Below are 4,615 nucleotides of genomic sequence, written 5' to 3' on the forward strand. Positions count from 1 at the left end.
AAGAGACAGTCGCTGTAGGCTGGGTCCCTTGAAAGTGTAAATGCCGCGCTGCGTTTCCGAACGTGCCTACGTCAGAGACGGAATTGCTTGGATTGGTACGAAGTGACCGCTTCGTCCCGCAGCTGAGACATCCGATGCTGACGCAGCGAACGACTGGTTTGGATTTGGTGCAATTTGGCCGCGTTTAATGACCGCTTTCGGGAAATCGCGCTGCAGTGCCGCGAATTGTTCCACAATCTAGTGGAAGCCTGGTGACGAAGTTCGCTGCACCAGCATCAGGCAGCTTCGTCCGCAGAGCAGTCGTTCAGGCAGAGTACAGCGAATGGCTGCTCTGAGCCCAGTGCAGACGCAAATCAAAAGCGCCTCTCGAGCCGAAACTCGACCCTAAATCAGACGTCGTAAAGAGTGCCGCAAAAATTATTCGACTGAAACATGGAATGGTCGTTTGCGAAATGAGCCGAGTGGGACCCCGATGGCACATTGGTCTCACGTTGAGAGCCGACTGCACCGTATGTGTTCACAGCATCGAATATTCTAAAAAACTTAAGACATGCACGTCAGTCACAATCATCAAAACTGCACACAACCTGAGCCAAACGCAGCTAACCTTTGCTCGGAAAGCTCCGAGCAAAGGGTTTACGAAGTCAAACTATCTGGAGAGCTTGCGCAGGCCGAGTTTGTTGACGAAAAGTTCCACGATCATCAGAGCGGAAAATATCATCGAGAAGGCGAATAGATCTAACATGGCTGGGTCCTTACTGGTTACACCCTGCCTTTAACCAGATAATGGTATCATAAATCAACTGTACGAAAGAATAGCTTAGCAAAATTTCGAACAGTGCCTGTATTCTATTGATGTAAATTAGTTATGCCGCGACTGTCTCCATTTTACTGACGAAGCAAGCACGTGCCCAGTCCTTCACCTGAAGCAGAAGTTCATCGTGGCGCCGATCTTCGTGATGGACGCTCCAGACTTCCCTGAAGGGTTGCGGCCTGTCTTTATCGATTTTCTTCAGTCCATTCCAATTCTCCAGCATCGATGCTGGACCGACGCAAGGCAGTCCGCGTTCAACTGCAGCACTGCGGATGCAGTGGAATGTTGACATGCGAATGGCCGGTGCCTCGCCAAAAAATTCGAATCCCGCTTGCATCTCAGGCACCCAATCGAAACAGGCGGGCAGTCCGACCCACGCATTTCCGAAGTTGCGTTCGCTGGCGTAAACCCCCATGTCGATCGTGCCAATCCTGGAAACCACTAGCCGACCTTGCTTTGGTCGCCCCAATCTTATGGCAAGATCCGCCTCTCCGTAGGCGAGGCTTACATTCCTGTCGGTCGCTTCGAGCGTCAGCGAAATTTTCTTCCGGTGAAGGGGAAGCTCGCCGATTTTCGGCGCCAGAAAGGTCTCTGCAACGAAATCAACTGTTGAAACCGTGATGTCTTGCTTGTCATTGGCTTCGGCAGGGCCGCCCAAACGCGAAATTTCATTCTGGCAAAGCCTTGCCGCGGTTGCGAAGGCTCGTCCTTGTTCGGTCAGTTCCCATTCACCACTGCTCGTTCGAGAGACAAGTGTACGCTGATACGTTTCTGATAATCGCTTGATTTTACGCGAAACAGTAGTCGGGTTTGTTTTCAGAAACTTGGCTGCGTTAACGAGGTTGCCTGTTTGCTCAAGCGCTAAAAGGTATTTGAAATCGTCCCAGCGTAGCAACATAAACTTCTGCCCTTCATTTTTGTTAATTTTTTGCCTCAAAATCTTTACCGAAAAGATTTTTAATTTTCTCTTTTCTACTTTAAGTTTAGTGATTTTGAGCGATTATGGAACAGGGCCTGGCGCAAGGCTGCACTTGCAAAACTGCAACCCTGGATGGAGCACACCCTTTTTCATCCTAAGCGAGGTCTGAGTTTTTCCGTCAGTGGTTTCTGATTATGTCAAAAAAATTTTCAGGTTCTTCCGCTAAGCTACTGTTTTCAGTCCATGGAAACCATGCAGGCCCAAAACGCAGACAACTGGAAAGGAAAACTTTAAACTTCAAAAATCTTTCAATACAGGTTTTCTTAAACTTGGATTATCTCTTGCATTGACATTTTTGCAGTTCCTAACCTGCAACAAACACACTTTGGAGCTTGTGCAAATGATGGCAGGTTGATTGTGGGGGCTGTGTTGAGGACTAGAGATGAATCAGAGGCTGGACCCCCGGCCGGTCGCGATTTGTGGCCGACCTGTACAATCGCGAAACGATTTTGCAAACAAATTCAAACAAAGCGAGACAACCGGTAGTGGCATTTCTTCTGCGCGCGACATGTCGCCGTTGCGAGCAGATCCGGGGTCCCTCCATGAGCATGCCCAAGTCGGGTCCGTGCACGAATACACCGACGGTGTTGACTGCATTGAAAACGACATCACCAGTGAGGTGACTCCAACACCGCCACTATTTTTGTTGTGTCTCGCCTTGGGCATGTTCTTTGGGTTGGCCGCCGCAGTCTGCGCTTTTGCGTTAGGCATGCGGTTGTTGCCTCTCATCGCAGTTTATAGCGCTGTGGGCAGTGCCGTTTTTCTGGCATCTGCCGTCGTGCTCACTCTGTTGAGTTCAGAGAATTGCGACGAAGGGGGCCGCTAAGAACCACGCAGATTTCTGTGTAAGCCCGATCCTTGGACATACTACGTTTTTAACTCTGGTTGGGGGCACTCATACGTTTGACGATAGTCATTAATACTATTTTTGGCTCTGTTCGATCCTTGATGCCGTCGAACATTCACTCAAAATTAATCTACCAAGGGTTGATCTATCAGAGGTTGATCTATATCGACATTGACCACTGCTTACTAACGGTAGCTGGTTTCAAGAAAATTAGAACTGGGAACTCAAGTGACGTGTAGCGATGGTGGCGTTAGGGGGCGAATGAAGAATTGGGATGACTTAAGAATTTTACTCGCGCTCAGCCGATACAAAACAATGACCTCGGCAGCGCAAGCGCTTGAGATGAATACAACAACAGTCTCGCGACGGTTGGAGCGCCTTACTGAGGAAATCGGCGCCACTTTGTTTGTCCGGCGCGGCACGAAATTGGAGCCAACGCCTAGGGCAAAGCCACTTATTGCGCTTGCGGATCAGTTGGATACGGGATTCTTTGCAAACGACGCTCGTGACGGCGAGGAACCGCCCGCCGCAAGAACACTGCGAATTTCCATAGGTCTGCAGGTTCTTGTCAGCATAGCGAACCCCCATTTGGCCGAATTATTGACCAGCAATCCTGCGCTCGAAATCGAATTTGTAGATGAAGAACGTTCAGTTGCTTTCGGCGAAGTCGATCTTCTTGTTGGATTCAAGAAACCAACCGAGGGTCGGTTGGTGCGTACCCAACTCGGGGAACTTGGTTATCATGTCTATTACAACAAGAAGTGGGAAAATGGTCCGAAAGGATACGTCACATTGCCTCAACAGGGGACTGTTGAAACAGAGTGTTCGACTCTTTTGGAAAACCTGTTTGGCAGGCCAAGACTGAAGGCCTCTGGTCTTCATTTTTTAAGATCGTTCCTGAAAACCATGCCGCTTGCAGCGTGTTTGCCGATAAAGTTTGCGGAATCTGATCCCGAATTGGTTCCATTGAATACCGAACACCCGATCAGTTATTTTCCTGTTTGGGTGTCATATCATGAAAGGCGGCGCCTAGATCCTGATGTTCGCATTGGAATTGAATTCCTTCGCACGTGCTTTTCCAAATGAACACCTCTTTTTGCAGGTGCGGACCTGCAGTATTCTCACTCGACGAATAGTATTTCAATTGCGACGGTGCAAGCGTGCCGGGGGGCGTTTGTAACAGGAGCAAAAATGAGAAGCGCTGGCTATGTCTCCGCAATCCTCACCGGATATGCGGCAATTTCTTTCGGTTTAGTGAAAATCCTCTGGCGGCAGTTTGGAGCCCATTTCTATTGGTCTGATCACTCGCATGAAGTTCAAGCTTCTTTCGGTTTGGATATCGTCCTGATTTTGGGATTGATCGTAGCTGGTCTCAGCATGATCTCGCTCCGTTATATTGTTCCAGCGTCACTCACGGTCGCTACCATTTGCCTTTATGAATATTTGTATCTGCATGATGAAGTTCATAGCCTACCTCAAGTCATGCTGGCCACTGGGCTAATCAGCGGACAGCTCATCACCTTTTACTTGAACGTGCTGATCGCGATCGAAGACGGAAGGCTTCGATGGAGAGGTCGTCTCATCGACTAAATCAAAGCGACCCCCTCAACCCACTCTCAACCGAACACTTGAGACTGGACGCATGGTCGCGGGCATCTGCAAAATGGCTTGAAGTTGTGCGCTGTCCTGCTGTGGTGTCACTAAACATCATCGCTAGCAGGCAACTGGCCCGGTGTCCGTCGTCAGGGTTTTTGGAACCAATGGCGGCTTGAACTAAGAGAGAGTTTGGCTCATCTGGTTGGTTGCATTATGCGGCGCGTTGTCCGTGATGCAAGCGCCGCGCTTCGAGTGTCTTTCGTTTGATCCTTTCTCTTTCCTGTAGAATGGCTTTGTCCCTGCCGAAGTAGACGTTGGCGGGCGTGACGTTGTTCAAGCTTTCATGGTAGCGTTGGTGATTGTAATGATCGACGAAGGT

General features: G+C 49.4%; 3 protein-coding genes and 1 pseudogene. 2 read left to right on the top strand and 2 right to left on the bottom strand.

Translation table 11 applies throughout. The annotated features are described in order from the left end of the window. Positions 1–866 precede the first annotated feature (866 nt). Complete coding sequence (locus DHN60_RS22130) at positions 867–1,751, bottom strand: LysR family transcriptional regulator (protein ID WP_108839460.1); 885 nt, start codon at positions 1,749–1,751, stop codon at positions 867–869. A 1,150-nt stretch (positions 1,752–2,901) separates the two neighbouring features. Here DHN60_RS22130 and DHN60_RS22140 point away from each other — a divergent pair. Together DHN60_RS22140 and DHN60_RS22145 are read left to right on the top strand one after the other, a co-directional pair. Continuing rightward, the gene (locus DHN60_RS22140) at positions 2,902–3,726 is read left to right on the top strand and encodes a LysR family transcriptional regulator (protein WP_108839462.1); all 825 of its coding nucleotides are present in this window, start codon (positions 2,902–2,904) and stop codon (positions 3,724–3,726) included. Between the two features lie 105 nt (positions 3,727–3,831). Further along, positions 3,832–4,230 carry a hypothetical protein gene (locus tag DHN60_RS22145; RefSeq protein WP_108839463.1) on the top strand — a complete coding sequence of 133 codons (399 nt, stop codon included), beginning with the start codon at positions 3,832–3,834 and terminating at the stop codon, positions 4,228–4,230. 217 nt (positions 4,231–4,447) lie between these two features. Here DHN60_RS22145 and DHN60_RS22150 read toward each other — a convergent pair. Continuing rightward, positions 4,448–4,615, bottom strand: a pseudogene (locus tag DHN60_RS22150) (IS3 family transposase); the annotation flags it as partial.

It is taken from the genome of Tateyamaria sp. Alg231-49, assembly GCF_900143535.1.
In the GTDB taxonomy this organism is placed as follows: Bacteria; Pseudomonadota; Alphaproteobacteria; order Rhodobacterales; family Rhodobacteraceae; genus Tateyamaria.